The sequence below is a fragment of the Lentzea sp. NPDC092896 genome (assembly GCF_044754905.1).
Taxonomy (GTDB): domain Bacteria; phylum Actinomycetota; class Actinomycetes; order Mycobacteriales; family Pseudonocardiaceae; genus Lentzea.
This window is the reverse complement of the sequence record NZ_JBIVPX010000001.1, coordinates 1,197,976-1,211,888: the sequence shown is the minus strand read 5'-3', so window position 1 is coordinate 1,211,888 and position 13,913 is coordinate 1,197,976. Positions and strand designations below refer to the sequence as shown.

14 protein-coding genes are annotated in these 13,913 nt (G+C 70.6%); 7 read left to right on the top strand and 7 right to left on the bottom strand.

The features are described from left to right. Positions 1 to 9: 9 nt before the first annotated feature. Entirely contained in the window at positions 10 to 1,506 is a 1,497-nt protein-coding gene (glpK, locus tag ACIQF0_RS05385) for a glycerol kinase GlpK (protein WP_401024726.1), read from the top strand. After that, complete coding sequence (locus tag ACIQF0_RS05380; protein ID WP_360033137.1) at positions 1,499 to 3,019, top strand: glycerol-3-phosphate dehydrogenase/oxidase; 1,521 nt, start codon at positions 1,499 to 1,501, stop codon at positions 3,017 to 3,019. Before glpK ends, ACIQF0_RS05380 begins: the two co-directional genes overlap by 8 nt. 161 nt (positions 3,020 to 3,180) lie before the next feature. Here the strand turns inward: ACIQF0_RS05380 and ACIQF0_RS05375 are convergent, their stop codons facing one another. Together ACIQF0_RS05375 and ACIQF0_RS05370 are read right to left on the bottom strand one after the other, a co-directional pair. Beyond that, positions 3,181 to 3,996, bottom strand: coding sequence for a hypothetical protein (locus ACIQF0_RS05375; RefSeq protein WP_401024724.1), 816 nt, complete (start codon positions 3,994 to 3,996; stop codon positions 3,181 to 3,183). A 14-nt stretch (positions 3,997 to 4,010) separates the two neighbouring features. Continuing rightward, positions 4,011 to 4,430 carry a MarR family winged helix-turn-helix transcriptional regulator gene (locus ACIQF0_RS05370; RefSeq protein WP_401024721.1) on the bottom strand — a complete coding sequence of 140 codons (420 nt, stop codon included), beginning with the start codon at positions 4,428 to 4,430 and terminating at the stop codon, positions 4,011 to 4,013. Positions 4,431 to 4,508: 78 nt separating this feature from the next. Between ACIQF0_RS05370 and ACIQF0_RS05365 the strand changes: the two genes are divergently transcribed. Continuing rightward, entirely contained in the window at positions 4,509 to 5,117 is a 609-nt protein-coding gene (locus ACIQF0_RS05365; protein ID WP_401024719.1) for a maleylpyruvate isomerase family mycothiol-dependent enzyme, read from the top strand. Here ACIQF0_RS05365 and ACIQF0_RS05360 read toward each other — a convergent pair. Continuing rightward, entirely contained in the window at positions 5,107 to 5,694 is a 588-nt protein-coding gene (locus ACIQF0_RS05360) for a GNAT family N-acetyltransferase (RefSeq protein WP_401024717.1), read from the bottom strand. The genes ACIQF0_RS05365 and ACIQF0_RS05360 overlap by 11 nt on opposite strands. A gap of 152 nt (positions 5,695 to 5,846) precedes the next feature. On the opposite strand from ACIQF0_RS05360, the gene ACIQF0_RS05355 reads away from it, so the two are divergent. The 4 genes from ACIQF0_RS05355 to ACIQF0_RS05340 are packed head-to-tail and all read left to right on the top strand — an operon-like array spanning position 5,847 to position 10,368. Beyond that, positions 5,847 to 6,392: a PadR family transcriptional regulator gene (locus ACIQF0_RS05355; protein ID WP_360033123.1), complete on the top strand. Its 546-nt coding sequence runs from the start codon at positions 5,847 to 5,849 to the stop codon at positions 6,390 to 6,392. Further along, complete coding sequence (locus ACIQF0_RS05350) at positions 6,389 to 7,093, top strand: ABC transporter ATP-binding protein (RefSeq protein WP_401024714.1); 705 nt, start codon at positions 6,389 to 6,391, stop codon at positions 7,091 to 7,093. The genes ACIQF0_RS05355 and ACIQF0_RS05350 overlap by 4 nt, the downstream gene beginning before the upstream one ends. Then, positions 7,090 to 9,726, top strand: a complete 2,637-nt coding sequence (locus tag ACIQF0_RS05345) for an FtsX-like permease family protein (protein ID WP_401024711.1) — start codon at positions 7,090 to 7,092, stop codon at positions 9,724 to 9,726. The genes ACIQF0_RS05350 and ACIQF0_RS05345 overlap by 4 nt, the downstream gene beginning before the upstream one ends. A gap of 9 nt (positions 9,727 to 9,735) precedes the next feature. Then, positions 9,736 to 10,368 (top strand): alpha/beta fold hydrolase, encoded by a 633-nt coding sequence (locus tag ACIQF0_RS05340; protein WP_401024708.1) that lies wholly within the window; start codon positions 9,736 to 9,738, stop codon positions 10,366 to 10,368. Between the two features lie 52 nt (positions 10,369 to 10,420). On the opposite strand, the gene prcA is transcribed toward ACIQF0_RS05340, so the two are convergent. The 4 genes from prcA to dop all read right to left on the bottom strand — a co-directional run bounded on the left by prcA (position 10,421) and on the right by dop (position 13,885). Further along, complete coding sequence (prcA, locus tag ACIQF0_RS05335; protein ID WP_401024706.1) at positions 10,421 to 11,185, bottom strand: proteasome subunit alpha; 765 nt, start codon at positions 11,183 to 11,185, stop codon at positions 10,421 to 10,423. A 34-nt stretch (positions 11,186 to 11,219) separates the two neighbouring features. Beyond that, the gene (gene prcB / locus ACIQF0_RS05330; protein WP_360033109.1) at positions 11,220 to 12,068 is read right to left on the bottom strand and encodes a proteasome subunit beta; all 849 of its coding nucleotides are present in this window, start codon (positions 12,066 to 12,068) and stop codon (positions 11,220 to 11,222) included. Positions 12,069 to 12,117: 49 nt separating this feature from the next. Then, complete coding sequence (locus tag ACIQF0_RS05325; RefSeq protein ID WP_030477124.1) at positions 12,118 to 12,312, bottom strand: ubiquitin-like protein Pup; 195 nt, start codon at positions 12,310 to 12,312, stop codon at positions 12,118 to 12,120. A 79-nt stretch (positions 12,313 to 12,391) separates the two neighbouring features. Continuing rightward, positions 12,392 to 13,885 carry a depupylase/deamidase Dop gene (gene dop / locus ACIQF0_RS05320; RefSeq protein ID WP_401024702.1) on the bottom strand — a complete coding sequence of 498 codons (1,494 nt, stop codon included), beginning with the start codon at positions 13,883 to 13,885 and terminating at the stop codon, positions 12,392 to 12,394. Positions 13,886 to 13,913: the final 28 nt, after the last annotated feature.

Sequence of the window (13,913 nt, the reverse complement as noted above, 5' to 3'; positions counted from 1 at the left end):
CAATGTCGAATGGTTCGCACAAGGGAGTGTGTGCACGTGGCTTACATCGCGGCGATCGACCAGGGCACGACGTCGTCCCGGTGCATCGTGTTCGACCAGTCCGGCGGGATCGTGTCGGTCGCTCAGCGCGAGCACCGGCAGATCTTCCCCAGGCCGGGCTGGGTGGAGCACGACGCGACCGAGATCTGGACGAACGTGCAGGCCGTCGTGCGCGACGCCCTCTCTCACGCGTCGCTGACCTACGCCGACATCGCCGCGTTCGGCATCACGAACCAGCGCGAGACCACGGTCGTGTGGGACAAGGCGACCGGCGAGCCCGTGCACAACGCGATCGTCTGGCAGGACACGCGCACCGACGCGTTGATCAAGCAACTCGGCGACCAGGACAGGTTCCGCGAACGCTCCGGACTCCCCCTGGCCACCTACTTCTCCGGCCCGAAGCTGCGCTGGCTGCTCGACAACGTCGACGGTCTGCGAGACAAGGCCGGCCGCGGCGAGGTCCTGTTCGGCACCATGGACACCTGGCTGATCTGGAACCTGACCGGCCGCCACGTCACCGACGTCACGAACGCGTCGCGCACCATGCTGATGAACCTGGAGACCCTCGACTGGGATCCGGAACTCGTCGCCGCGATGGACGTTCCGCGCGAGATGCTCCCTGAGATCCGGTCCTCCTCCGAGGTGTACGGCAGCTACGAGGGCGTGCCCGTCGCGTCGGCGCTGGGCGACCAGCAGGCCGCGCTGTTCGGCCAGACCTGCTTCGAGCCCGGCGAGGGCAAGTGCACCTACGGCACCGGGGCGTTCCTGCTGATCAACACCGGTGGCAAGCCGGTGCACTCGCGGAACGGCCTGCTCACCACAGTCGGGTACAAGATCGGCGACGAGCCGGCGGCGTACGCGCTGGAGGGCGCGGTCGCGGTGACGGGCGCGCTGGTGCAGTGGTTCCGCGACAAGATCGGGCTGATCTCGTCGGCGGCGGAGATCGAAACACTCGCACGGACCGTGGACGACAACGGCGGTGCGTACTTCGTGCCGGCGTTCTCCGGACTCTTCGCACCGCACTGGCGCAGCGACGCGCGTGGCGTGATCGCCGGCCTGACGGGCTACATCTCGCGCGGGCACCTTGCACGGGCCGTGCTGGAGGCATCGGCGTGGCAGACGCGTGAGGTCGTGGACGCGATGAACGCCGACAGCGGTGTGGACCTCATGACGTTGCGCGTCGACGGCGGCATGACGGCGAACAACCTGCTCATGCAGTTCCTGTCGGACGTGCTGGACGTGCCGGTGGTGCGCCCGATCGTGGCCGAAACGACGTGCCTCGGCGCGGCGTACGCGGCGGGACTCGCGGTGGGCTACTGGAGCACCACCGACGAGCTGAAAGCCAACTGGCACAAGGCGGCCGAATGGGAGCCGTCAATGGATCCGGACGCCCGCGACAAGGGCTACCGGAAGTGGAAGAAGGCGGTCGAGCGGACCGTCGGGTGGATGGACGAGGACGATGACTGACTCAACTCAGCGGACAAGGGCTCGCGAAGAGCTGCAGCACGGCAAGTTCGACGTCGTCGTGATCGGCGGCGGCATCCTGGGCATCGCGACCACGTGGGCCGCGGCGCGGTCGGGACTGCGGGTGGCGCTGGTGGAGAGCGGCGACTTCGCGGGCGCCACGTCGTCCGCGTCGTCGAAGCTCGTGCACGGCGGCCTGCGCTACCTGGCGATGGGCCCGTCGGCCGTGCCGATGGTGCACGAGAACCACAAGGAACGCCGCGCGCTGGGCGACCACCTGGCCCCGCACCTGGTGCGCCCGCTGCCGTTCCTCGTCCCCGTCTACAAGGGCGGCCCGCACAGCCGGTTCGTGCTGGGCGCGGGCGTCACGCTGTACTCCGCGCTGTCGGGCTTCGGCGACGGCATGGGGAAGGTGCTGTCGGCGCGCAGGGCCGCGGAGTGGGTGCCTGACCTGCGCGCCGACGGTCTGCGCGGTGCCGCGATGTACTACGACCACCAGATGAACGACAGCCGCGTGGCGATCACCGCCGCCCGCGCCGCCGCCGAGGCCGGTGCCGTGCTGCTCAACCACATCTCGGTCGTGGGCCTGCGCAAGACCGGCGCGAAGGTCACGGGCGTCGACCTGCGCGACTCGCTCGGCGAGTTCGGCGTGGACGCGAAGGTCGTCGTGAACGCGACCGGCCCGTGGCTCGACGTGCTGCGGCGCATGGAAGACGCCGCCGCCGACCCGTCGATCCGCCTCTCCAAGGGCTCGCACCTGGTGCTGAAGCAGACCTCGGAGTGGAAGGCCGCGCTGACGATCCCGGTCGACGACGTGCGCGTGTCGTTCGCGATCCCGTGGGAGGGCCACCTCCTGCTCGGCACCACCGACGAGGCCTACGAGGGCGACCCGGCCGCGGTCGCGTGCACCGACGCCGACATCGACCAGATCCTGGACGAGGCGGGCGTCGCGGTGTCCGGTCTGGACCGTTCGCGGATCGCGTACACGTTCGCGGGCCTGAGGGTGCTGCCCGGCGGCCCCGGCGACACCTCGCACGCCAAGCGCGAAACGGTGATCACCGCGGGGTCCGGCGGCATGATCAGCGTGGCCGGCGGCAAGTGGACGACGTTCCGCAAGATCGGTGCCACCGTCCTGGCCCGCGTGAACTCCGAGCTGGGCCGCACCTTCGACGGCCCGCTGGACGGCGTCGCGCTGCCGGGCTCGGCGTCGCCCGACACCGTGGGTTCCGTGCTGGGCCACGCGTTCGACGCGCTGCCCGGCGACGTGGTCCGCCACCTCGCCACGCACTACGGCACGACGTCGCACGAGGTCGTCGCGCTCGGCCTGGAGAACCCGGCGCTGCTGGAGCGCGTCCACCCGGACGGCCCGGACATCTGGGCGCAGGTCGAGCACGCCCGCCGCACCGAGTGGGCGTCCGAAGTGGACGACGTGCTGCGCCGCCGCACCACCGTGATGGTCCGCGGCCTCGACTCGCCCGAGGTCCGCTCGCGGGTGTCGGAGCTGCTGGCGTCCTAGTGGTGTGGCCCGGAAGGTTGCCGGGTGAATTCGCGGTCAGACGGGTGCGTCGTGGTGCCGCCCCCACGTCCTCATACCGGAGTCGTATGGGGGCGTGGGGGCGGTGCCGCGAGGCGCCCTGCTGACCGCGAATGCGCCCGCCAACGGGCCGGGCCACACCACTAGAGGGCCATGGCGCGTTCCACGAGGTACTCGGCCAGTTCGGGTTCCGAGTGGAACGCGCTGCGCACCGCCAGCGTCCCGTCGCACCCCAGCACGACCTCTTCCCGTGACACCGCACGGTGTTCCAGCCGCAGCCCCTCGAGGTACGCGTCGATGATCGCCTCGCGCACGGGCGGCAGGTCCGCGACGGCCATCCGTCCGGCCTGAGCGAGGCCCACGAGCAGCTGCCCCAGGTCGGCTCCGACCGGGTTCGGACACTGCCAGCCCACGTCGATCACCACGAACGACTCGGGATCGTCGAGCGGTACCAGCAGGTTCTGCGGGCACGCGTCGTTGTGCCCGGTGGCCTGAGGCAACGCCTCCAGTCGTGCCAGCAGATCCGGCATCCGGCCGGCGAGTGGCGGGCAGTCCGGCCGCAGGAACGCCTCCCGCACCAGTCTTCCCTCGTACAGCAGCCGCAACGCCCTGCCCGGCGCGCCGCCGAAGCGACGTCCTGCCCACCGGCCCAGCGCCACGGCGGCCCGCCGGAATCGCGGCAGATCCCACGGGACGTCCGCGCACACGACGTCCTCCAGCCACAGCCCGATCCGGTCGCCGAGGTCGTCGACCCGCAGCACGCGCGGCCGCCGCATCCCCGGTGGCAACACGAAGTCCGACACCAGGAACTCCGCCTCGTCGCGCCACGGGAACTCCCCGACCAGCTCCTCGAAGCCCGGAAACACCGGTCGCCGCAGGACTTTCACGAACGCCGGCTCCCCCGCCGACACCACCCGGTAGACCGCGGCCGTCGTCAGCGCGACCGGGTCGAACGCCACCGGCACCACGCGGGTCAGCGGTACGGGTCGGTGATCTCGCCGAGCATCTCCAGGGCCTCGCGCAGCTGGCCCATGCGCCGCTTGCCGAGGTGCCGTTCCCATTCCGCCTCGATCCTGGCCAGTTCCTCGTTCGCGACGGGCACCGCGCCCAGCGCCTTCGCGGTGACCCGCACCAGCCGCGCCCTGCCGTCCGCCGGGTCGGGCACCCGTTCCACGTACCCGGCCTTCTCCAGCTGGTCGACCAGGAAACCGGCGGTCTGCTTGGTCACCTGGGCCGCCTCCGCGAGCACGGTCAGCCGCGTTCCCTCCGGGTCGACGCGCATGAGCACCCGAGCCTGCGCCTGCGTCACCTCGAAGCCCGCCGCGTTGACCGCCGCCAGGACGCGGTTCTCGACGTCGCGGTTCGGGATGAAGAGCAGCAGTCCGATGTTCACCCGGAACTCCCGTTGCTTTTGGTCAGAGACACTGATTAAAGTAGTCAGCCTCTCGAACTAAATCAAGAGGAGAGGGCGATGGACGAGGCAACGATCTGGCAGACGATCGACTCCGAACGCGCGGCGACCGCGGACCTGCTCGCCGGATTGACGGACATCGAGTGGACCTACCCGTCGCTGTGCGCGGGCTGGACGGTGCGCGAGGTCGCCGCCCACCTGTCGCTCGCGCACCGGATCCGCGTCGGCACGGCGTTCGGGGCGTTCGTCCGGGCTCGCGGGAGCTTCAACCGCATGGTCGACCAGACGGCACGCGACGAGGCACGCAGACCGACCGCCGAACTCGTCGCGGAACTGCGCGGCGCCGTCGGGTTCCACCGGCTCGCGCCCGGCCAGTCGCTCAAGAACGCGCTGATGGACACCATGGTCCACACGCAGGACATCGCGCTGCCACTCGGCATCGAACGGCACATGCCCCTCGACGCCGCCGTCGTGGCGGCGGACGACCTGTGGCGCATCGGGTTCCCGTTCCACGCGCGGCGCAGGCTGGCCGGGCACCGGCTCGTCGCCACCGACGTCGACTGGTCGGCGGGCGATGGCGCCGAGGTGCGCGGGCCGATCGAGGCGCTCGTCATGCTGCTCGCCGGGCGTACCGCCACCATCCCGAGGCTCACCGGCATCACGACCTGAGCGCGCGCACCATCCTCCGGCACACGTGCACACGCTCGAACCGTTGCCGCAGCTCGGTTTCCCGTTCGATCCTGGCGTGCAGGAACGCTCCTACGGGCTCCAGTCCGTACCTCACGCTCAGCACGCTGCCCACCTCGGCGGGCGACGCGTACACCTGCAGGTACCGGCGGTCCTCCACGAACCCGTTGCGCGCGAACCATCCCAACGCCGGCGCGTCCTCACGGGTCCATGCGTGGACCTCGCGCACACCGCATCGCTCCAGCCGTCGCACCGCCTCCACCAACAGCGCTGTCGCGATGCCCCGCCCTTGATAATCCGGGTGCACGACGACGGTCTCGATCATCGCCTCCGCCCCTGGCACGGACACGTCGAGCACGCCGGTCACGCCGCCGTCGACCGCGACGAGTTCCAGGTCGGCGCGGCGCTTGGCAGGCCACACGTCGTCGTAGCAGGTCGTCGCCAGCAGTCCGAGGACCCGGCAGCGCAGCCACGCCGGCTCGTCCGCCGGTTCGTAGTCCCGCACGTCCGGCGGCCCTGGAACGTGGCGCGCCTCGGTCCTGCCCGGAGCCCCCAGCAAGCTCAGTCTTCCCGTTCTTCTCCGCGCGGTGCCGTCCACGCTCCCACCCCGCTTCAGCCACCCATCAGGGTTCCTGATGTCAGCACCGATCGCACGTGTGTTTGCCCGTCACCGTTTGCCAGGAACATACTCAGTATGCATACTCAGTAGGTATGTCGGTCAAACACGGTCTTCTCGCGTTGCTGCAGCGCGGGCCCATGTACGGCTACCAGCTGCGGGCGGCGTTCGACTCGGCCACCGGCGGCACGTGGCCGTTGAACATCGGGCAGGTCTACACGACGTTGTCGCGCCTGGAGCGCGACGATCTGGTCGCAGCCCTTCCCGAGAACGAGGGCCAGCGGCCCTACGAGATCACCACGCAGGGCCGCGACGAGCTGAGGAAGTGGTTCGCGACGCCCGTCCAGCGCGGCGACCGGCCGCGCGACGAGGTGGCGATCAAGCTCGCCCTCGCCATCACCACGCCGGGCGTCGACGTCGCCAAGGTCGTGATGACCCAGCGCACGGCCACGATGCGCACGTTGCAGGAGTACACGAGGCTCAAGACCCAGCCCGGCGACCTGCCGTGGCTGCTCGTGCTCGACGCGATGATCTTCCAGGCCGAGGCCGAACTGCGCTGGCTCGACCACTGCGAGACGAGCCTGCTGCGCTACGAACCGAAGCCCGTCCCCGAGACGACCGACGTCGAGGTGCCGAGATGACCGTCCTCGAACTGCGCGACGTGCATCGCGTCCACGGCACCGGCGAGACGGCGGTCAACGCCCTCGACGGCGTCTCCCTCACCGTCGAACCGGGTGAGCTCGTCGCCGTGATGGGGCCGTCCGGCTCCGGCAAGTCGACGCTGCTGAACCTCTGCGGCGGCCTCGACAGCCCGACCAGCGGCCAGGTTCTCGTCGACGGCACGAGCCTGCGGTCGCTGTCCCGCAAGCAGCTCGCCGCCTGGCGCCGCAAGCGGATCGGCTACGTCTTCCAGGACCTCAACCTCATCGCGAGCCTCACCGCCGCCGAGAACGTCGCACTCCCCCTCGACCTCGACGGCGTCCGCAGGTCCCGCCGGCAGGCCGAAACCGCACTGTCCGAAGTGGATCTCGACGGCTACGCCGACCGGTTCCCCGACGAGATGTCCGGCGGCCAGCAGCAACGCGTCGCCATCGCCCGCGCCCTGATCGGCGAACGCCGCCTGGTGCTCGCCGACGAACCCACCGGCGCCCTCGACTCCCGCACCGGCGAGACCGTGCTCCGGCTGCTGCGCTCCAAAGTGGACGCCGGGGCCGCCGCCGTCCTCGTCACGCACGACGCCCGCCACGCCGCCTGGGCCGACCGCGTCGTCTTCCTGCGCGACGGCGTCGTGGTCGACGTCTCGTCCCGCGACCAGCCAGAAGAACTGCTGAGCACGCCGTGAACGGGTGGCGCGCGGCAGTGCGCATCGCCTGGCGGGAGGCCCGCAAGTCCGCCGGCCGCTCGGCCCTCGTCATCGCCCTGATCGCGGTCCCGGTCGCCGCGCTGTCGTTCACCGCGATCGTGCACGACTCGACCAGCCCCACCCCGGACGAGGACGCCGACCGCCGCATGGGCGCCGCGCAGGCCCTGGTCAGCTGGCCCTACCGCGGTCCCGTCATCCAGGAACCGACCAGGGACTTCGCGATCCCGACCACGAACGCCGAGGGCCAGGACCCGTCGGAGGAACGACTGAAAGCCCTGCTCCCCGGCACCGAACTCGTCCCCGTCGACCGCGGCGGCGTCAACATCCGCACGACGGCGGGCGTCGGCCGCGCGAGCGTGCGCATGCTCGACCTGAACAACCCGGTCACCCGCGGCATGATCACCGTGCTGGAGGGCAGGGCGGCCGCGAGCGCCACCGAGATCACGTTGTCCCGCAAGGCGATGGACCGCACCGGGGCCGCACTCGGCGGTTCCCTCACGACCGAGGACGGCCGCACGTTCACCGTAGTCGGAGTCGTCGAGGAACCGGACCGGCTCGACAACACGACCCTGGTGGCGCTGCCCGGCACGTTCGAGCGGACCGACCGCTCCTGGCTGGTGACCACTCCGCTGTCGTGGCCGAAGGTCAAGGAGCTCAACAAGCTCGGCATCGCGGCGTTGTCCCGCGCCGTGCTGAACGACCTGCCGCCCGCCTCCGAGCGCTATCCGGAACTCCCCGGCTCGAACGAGATCACCGCCGACGTCCTCGTCCTGGTGGCGGGCCTGGCCGTGCTGGAGATGTCGCTGCTGGCGGGCTCGGCACTGGCCGTCGGCGCCCGCCGCCGCAAACGCGACCTCGCGCTGGTGGCCGCGGTCGGCGGCTCCCCCGCCCACGTCCGCCGCATCGTCCTGGCGGATGGCGTCGTCATGGGCACGCTGGCCGCTCTGGGTGGCGTGATCCTGGGCGTCCTGGCCGCGGTGGCCAGTCGCCCACTGATCGAATGGCTGCTGGCCGAACGCTTCGCCGCCCAGCGCTTCTACCCGTCCGCCCTGGCCGCGCTGGCGCTGCTGGCGATCGTCACCGGCGTCCTCGCGGCGCTCGTTCCCGCGTGGATCTCGTCCCGGCAGGACGTGGTGACGGCGCTGGCGGGCAGGCGGGGCATCACCCGCTCGCGCCGCCGCTGGCTGGTGCTGGGCCTGACCCTGGTGGCCGCGGGCATCGCGGTGGGCGTCTTCAGCGCGATCCAGATGCGGTTCACCGGCATCCTGGCGGCTCTGGTCCTCACCGAGGTGGGTCTGGTCCTCTGCACGCCGTCACTGCTGGGTCTGCTGGCACGCGCCGGTCGTTGGCTGCCGGTGGCACTGCGCATCGCCCTGCGCGACGCCTCCCGCAACCGCACCGCCGCGGCCCCCGCGATCTCGGCCGTGATGGCCGCGGTGATCGGCGCGGTGGCCGTGAGCGTCATGCTCACCTCGCAGTCCCAGCAGGAAGCGGGTCAGCTGGCGGGCAGCATGGGCGATGTCACCGTCTACCGCCTGGACGACCTCACGAAGTCCAGCACCGCGCCCATCCCGGCCTCGGTGGCGACCGCGATCCGGAACACCCTGCCGGTGGCCGAGACCCACGAGATCAAACTCCTCTCGTGCGACGGCGGCCCCTGCTTCGCCCACGTCCGCCCGCCGGCGGACCGCGAGTGCCCGTACACCCTCGACGTCCTGCACCGCGATCCCACCGAGGCGGAACAACAGTCCGCGCTGGCCGACGACCGCTGCGCCGGCGTGGGCCGGACCCACCGCTACTTCGGCACCTACACCACCCCGAACGGCTTCCTGGTGGTGGCGACACCCGAGGCCGTCCAATCGTTGCTGCACTTGAACTCCGGCGACGTGGCGGCCGCCCAGAGGGCGTTGCGCGAAGGCAGGATCGTCGTCAACGACCCCGATCTCGTCTCCGGCGGCCAGGTCCTCCTAGCCACCGGCACCCAGGCCACCACCACCCCGGCCCCGGGTTTCGCGGCACCCCAGCGACATCCGGCACCACTGGCCGTGATGACCGAGCAGACCGCGCGATCGCTGGGCTACGACGTCACGACGTTCACCATGTACGCCACCACGACCCGCATGCCCACCGAAGCGGAGCAGGAGGCCCTGACCGCGGCGCTGGGTGGTGAGTACGAGGTGAACGTCGATCGCCCGACGGAGTCCGACGTGCAGCAGGCCCTGACAGTCCTCGGCATCGTGGCGGGCATCATCACCCTCGCGGCCGCCGCCCTCGCCACCGGTCTGGCGGCAGCCGACGGCAGGCGCGACCTCACGACGCTGGCCGCGGTGGGAGCGACCCCGACGTTGCGCAAACTCCTGTCCCTGAGCCAGGCGGGCGTGATCGCGGGCATCGGCGGCTTCCTGGGCACAGCGGCGGGCGCGGGCTCGGCCCTGGCCCTGCTGGCTGCGCTCAACGTCGGCTACTCCGGCTTCTGGCCCGCGCCGGAACCGAACCCGCTCACCGTCCCCTGGCCCACGATCACGATCTCGCTGCTGGTGGTCCCGGCCGTCGCCATGCTGGGCGCGGCCCTCTTCACCCGTTCCCGCCTGCCGATCGAGCGTCGCGAATAGGCTGCGGCCATGACGACCTTCGCGATAGCGCACGGCGCGGGCGACGTCGGCTGGTCGTGGCACCTGGTCGCAGAAGCCTTGCGGGCCAAGGGTCACACCGTCGTCGCACCGGACCTCCCCATCGAGGACGAGTCGAAGGACCTGACGGACTGGGCGTCGACCGTCGTCGACGCCCTCCCGTCCACTTCGGACGTGGTGGCGGTGGGCCACTCGTTCGGCGGCTTCGTCGCTCCCCTGGTCGCCGCCCGCGTCAACGCCAGGGCGTTGGTGCTGGTGACGGCGATGGTGCCGAGTCCAGGTGAGACTCCTGGCGAATGGTGGGCCAACACCGGCTACACCGACTCGGGCCTGGAGGACCAGTTCTTCCACGACGTTCCCGCCGACCTGGCCGCGGAGTCGCAGAAGCGGGAACGCGGCATGTCCGAGACCTCGATGGCGAAGCCGTGGCCGTTGGACGCGCTGCCGGACGTGCCAACGCACTTCGTCCTGTGCACGGAGGACCGGTTCTTCACCCCGGACTTCATGCGCGGGGTCGTGGCGGACCGGCTGGGCGTCGTGCCGGTGGAGCTGGCTGCGGGCCACTGCGCGCCGCTGAGCAAGCCGGACGAGCTGGCCGACCTGCTGGCGATCTACGCGGACTGACGTGAAAGGGCCCCAGGCAACACCGCCTGGGGCCCTTCACCAGCGAACAGACCTACTTGGACTCGTCGTCCGACGGCAGCTCGACGTCCTCGACGGTCTTGCCGTCCTTGGTGGGCGCGGGCATCAGGCCGTCCAGAGCGGCACCGGCGATCCGACGGAACGCCCTGCGCGGCCGAGCCCTCTCCAGCACCGCCACCTCCAGCTTCGCCGCCGGAAGCAGCTCAGCGGACCCGGTCCCCGTGGACGGTGATCCGGCGGACAACGCCTTCACCGCAAGAGGAACGGCCTCGGCCAGCGTGAGACCGTCGGCGAAGGCCTCCTTCAGCGCCGTGTTGGCGGCGTCGACGGTGCCGCCCATCACGATGTACTGGGGCTCGTCCACGATGGACCCGTCGTAGGTCAAGCGGTACAACGTGTCCGACCCGGCGGTGTCGCCGACCTCGGCCACGGCGATCTCCACCTCGAACGGCTTGATCTGCTCGGTGAAGTAGGTGCCGAGCGTGGTGGCGTAGACGTTCGCGAGAGACCGGGACGTCACGTCGCGCGGGTCGTTCTGGTACCCGCGGACGTCGGCGAACCGGATGCCGGCCTGGCGGAGGTTCTCGAACTCGCTGTAGCGGCCGACGGCGGCGAAGCCGATGCGGTCGTAGATCTCCGAGACCTTGTGCAGCGTGCTGGAAGGGTTCTCCGCGACGAAGAGAATGCCGTCGGCGTACTTGAGCACGATGACGCTGCGACCCCTGGCGATGCCCTTGCGGGCGTACTCCGAGCGGTCGCGCATCACCTGCTCCGCCGATGCGTACAGCGGCATCGTCATGGGTGGTGCTCCTGACGTCGAACCTGTGGGGGACTCAGCCTGAGGGGCGGGACCGGCGGCCTTCGACGACCGCGTCGGCGATCGTGGCGACCTGGGGTTCCGGCACCTCGACGGCACCATCGGCACCGTTGATCGTGACCACGATCGGGTAGAGGCGGCGGACCGGGTCCGGGCCGCCTGTCGCCGAGTCGTCGTCCGCCGCGTCGTAGAGCGCTTCGACGACCGAGCGGATCGCTGCTTCGGCGTCCGCGTCGGGGTCGTAGAGCTTCTTGAGCGCGGACTTCGCGAACAGCGAGCCCGAGCCGACGGCCTGGTAGCCCTGCGACTCCTCGTAACGGCCGCCGGTGACGTCGTAGGACACGATGCGGCCGGCGCGCTCCGAGTCGGTGGCCGAGGTGTCGTACCCGGCGAACAGAGGCACCACGGCGAGGCCGGCCATGGCCGCGTCGAGGTTGCCCCTGATCATCGCCGAGAGGCGGTTCGCCTTGCCGTCGAGCGACAGCGGCACGCCCTCGATCTTCTCGTAGTGCCGCAGCTCCACCGTGTACAGCCGCACGATCTCGATGGCGATGCCCGCCGTGCCCGCGATGCCGACGGCCGAGTGGTCGTCGGTGACGAAGACCTTCTTCATGTCGCGCTGGGCGATGACGTTGCCCATCGTCGCGCGCCGGTCGCCGGCGATCACGACACCACCCTTGTAGGTGGCCGCGACGATCGTCGTCCCGTGCGGGGCCTGGACGGTCCCCTCCGGGAGCTTCCGGGCGCTAGGCAGCATGTCGGGTGCCTGGGCCCGCAGGAAGTCCGTGAACGACGACGAGCCCGGCGTGAGGTACGCGGAGGGCAGCGCCGCGGCCGGGTAACGCCCGGTCGAGCTGTGGTCCATGTGTTGGTTGTTCTCCCGTCCCCGAGGTGGTCAACAGGCCCCCGAAGGCCTACTGACCGCCCTTCTGCACGTATGCGCGGACGAAGTCCTCCGCGTTCTCCTCAAGCACGTCGTCGATCTCGTCGAGGATCGCGTCCACGTCCTCGCCGAGCTTCTCGCGGCGTTCCTGACCGGCTCCCGCGGCGTCGTCGGCACCGTCGTCGCCGTCGCCACCACCCTGGTGCTGCTTCTGTTCCTGGGACATCTCGGCCTCCCACTCACTCGCCTGACAAGAACACTACCCAGCGGCACCGACAAAAATCCTGAGCCACTCGGGTAGACGATCACCCGCGAGTCAGTGCGTCCACCAGTTGCTCGGCGGTGTCAGAGGCCTCCAGAAGAGCTCCGACGTGCGCTTTCGTCCCGCGCAGCGGCTCCAGGGTGGGGATTCGCACGAGGGATTCTCGACCGAGATCAAAGATCACCGAGTCCCACGACGCGGCCGCGACCGAGGTCGGGTAGCGCTCCAGGCACCGGCCGCGGAAGTACGCACGCGTGTCCTCGGGCGGCGAGGTGATGGCCGCGCGGACCTCGTCCTCGCTCACCAGCCGCTTCATCGAGCCGCGCGCGACGAGGCGGTTGTAGAGGCCCTTGTCCAGGCGGACGTCGGAGTACTGCAGGTCGACCAGGTTCAGCCGGGCGGCGCCCCACTCCAGGCCGTCGCGCTGCCGGTAGCCCTCGAGCAGCCGCAGCTTGGCGACCCAGTCGAGGCGATCGGCGCACTCGGACGGGTCACGGGCCAGCGCGTCGAGCACCTCGCCCCAGATCCGCAGGACGTCGCGGTCTCCGACGCCCTCCTTCTCCACGAACGCCAGCGCGCGCTCGTGGTAGGCGAACTGCACGTCGAGGCCGGTGAACTTGCGGCCACCGGTCATCTCGACCTTGAACTTCAGGGTCGGGTCGTGGCTGATCTGGTGCACCGCGCGCACCGGGTCGACCATGCGCAGGTCGTCGAACCGCTGCCCGTTCTCGATCATGTCGAGCACCAGCGAGGTGGTGCCGACCTTGAGGAACGTGGAGTACTCGGCCAGGTTCGCGTCGCCGATGATGACGTGCAGGCGGCGGTACTTGTCCGCGTCCGCGTGCGGCTCGTCGCGCGTGTTGATGATGCCGCGCTTGAGCGTCGTCTCGAGGCCGACCTCGACCTCGATGTAGTCGGAGCGCTGCGAGAGCTGGTAGCCGGCCTCCTCGCCGGACTGCCCGATGCCCACGCGGCCGGACCCCGTGATGACCTGGCGCGACGCGAAGAACGGCGTGAGGCCCGCGATGACGGACGTGAACGGCGTCGAGCGCTGCATCAGGTAGTTCTCGTGCGTGCCGTACGACGCGCCCTTGCCGTCGACGTTGTTCTTGTACAGCTGCAGGCGGGGCTGGCCGGGCACGGAGGCGGCCTTGATCGCGGCCTCCTCCATGATCCGCTCCCCCGCCTTGTCCCAGATCACCGCGTCACGCGCGTTGGTGACCTCGGGAGCCGAGTACTCGGGGTGCGCGTGGTCGACGTAGAGCCGCGCGCCGTTGGTGAGGATGACGTTCGCCGCGCCCAGGTCCTCGACGTCGGAGTCGGCGGGGTGGCCACCGGGGCTGCCCAGGTCGAACCCGCGCGCGTCGCGCAACGGTGACTCCACCTCGTAGTCCCAGCGCGCCCGCCTGGCGCGCGGTATGTCCGCCGCCGCCGCGTACGCGAGCACCACCTGTGTCGAAGTGAGCACCGGGTTCGCGGTCGCGTCGCCCGGCACCGCGATGCCGTACTCGACCTCGGTTCCCATGATCCGCCGCATAGCTCACACCTTATGACCTCACCCCGAC

What these genes read in the sequence shown, in the direction of transcription:
- ACIQF0_RS05340 (WP_401024708.1), top strand. Translation starts at nt 9,736, where the DNA reads ATGACGACCTTCGCGATAGCGCACGGCGCGGGCGACGTCGGCTGGTCG.
- dop (WP_401024702.1), bottom strand. Translation starts at nt 13,885, where the DNA reads ATGCGGCGGATCATGGGAACCGAGGTCGAGTACGGCATCGCGGTGCCG.
- glpK (WP_401024726.1), top strand. Translation starts at nt 10, where the DNA reads ATGGTTCGCACAAGGGAGTGTGTGCACGTGGCTTACATCGCGGCGATC.
- ACIQF0_RS05350 (WP_401024714.1), top strand. Translation starts at nt 6,389, where the DNA reads ATGACCGTCCTCGAACTGCGCGACGTGCATCGCGTCCACGGCACCGGC.
- ACIQF0_RS05380 (WP_360033137.1), top strand. Translation starts at nt 1,499, where the DNA reads ATGACTGACTCAACTCAGCGGACAAGGGCTCGCGAAGAGCTGCAGCAC.
- prcA (WP_401024706.1), bottom strand. Translation starts at nt 11,185, where the DNA reads ATGACGATGCCGCTGTACGCATCGGCGGAGCAGGTGATGCGCGACCGC.
- ACIQF0_RS05325 (WP_030477124.1), bottom strand. Translation starts at nt 12,312, where the DNA reads ATGTCCCAGGAACAGAAGCAGCACCAGGGTGGTGGCGACGGCGACGAC.
- ACIQF0_RS05355 (WP_360033123.1), top strand. Translation starts at nt 5,847, where the DNA reads ATGTCGGTCAAACACGGTCTTCTCGCGTTGCTGCAGCGCGGGCCCATG.
- ACIQF0_RS05365 (WP_401024719.1), top strand. Translation starts at nt 4,509, where the DNA reads ATGGACGAGGCAACGATCTGGCAGACGATCGACTCCGAACGCGCGGCG.
- prcB (WP_360033109.1), bottom strand. Translation starts at nt 12,068, where the DNA reads ATGGACCACAGCTCGACCGGGCGTTACCCGGCCGCGGCGCTGCCCTCC.